At 62.6% G+C, this 706-nt stretch carries 1 protein-coding gene; it reads right to left on the bottom strand.

Annotated elements, in window-relative coordinates; genetic code table 11:
- Positions 1-36: 36 nt before the first annotated feature.
- Positions 37-706, bottom strand: a 670-nt coding sequence (locus tag HMPREF3055_RS04090; protein WP_141758470.1) for an IS256 family transposase, incomplete at its 5' end; no start/stop codon positions are given.

Here is a 706-nt window from a genome sequence, read left to right as displayed (position 1 = left end):
GGAGTGGTGTAATCGTTTTGTGTCCTTCGGAGTGGGTTATGCGCTGAGTTGGAGTGGGGGTTCCTCCTGTTGGGTGGGTTGGGGTGTGAGTCGTGATTTGGTGAGGATGTCGAGGCTGAGGTAGCGTCGGCCTTCGGCCCATTCGTCGTTTTGTTCGGCGAGGACGGCTCCGACTAGGCGGATGATTGCTTGTCGGTTGGGGAAGATTCCCACGGTGTCGGTGCGGCGGCGGATTTCGCGGTTGAGGCGCTCATTGGGGTTGTTGGACCAGATCTGGGTCCACACCCCGGTGGGGAAGGACGCGAACGCGAGGACGTCTGCCCTGGCTTGATCGAGGTGATCACACACGGCGGGGAGCTTGTCGTGCACGTAGTCCAAGAGCCGGTCGTATTGAGCGTTGACCGATGCCGCGTCGGGCTGGTCATACACCGAGTGCAGCATCGCTTTGACAGCGGGCCATAGCGCTTTGGGGGTGACCGACATGAGATTAGCGGCGTAGTGGGTACGGCATCGTTGCCAGGTGGCTCCGGGTAGGTTGGCGGCGATGGCCTCAACCAGGCCCAGATGGGCATCACTGGTGACCAGGCGCACGCCGGTCAGGCCTCGGGCGACCAGGTCGGCGAAGAACTCCTTCCAGGCTGGAGCGGTCTCGCTGGTGGACACGCGCACCCCCAGCACTTCGCGGTGTCCGTCATTGTTGACTCCG

It is taken from the genome of Rothia sp. HMSC061C12, assembly GCF_001815755.1.
Taxonomy (GTDB): domain Bacteria; phylum Actinomycetota; class Actinomycetes; order Actinomycetales; family Micrococcaceae; genus Rothia; species Rothia mucilaginosa.
The sequence above is the reverse complement of the archived record's forward strand: the minus strand, read 5'-3'. Positions and strand labels throughout refer to the sequence as shown.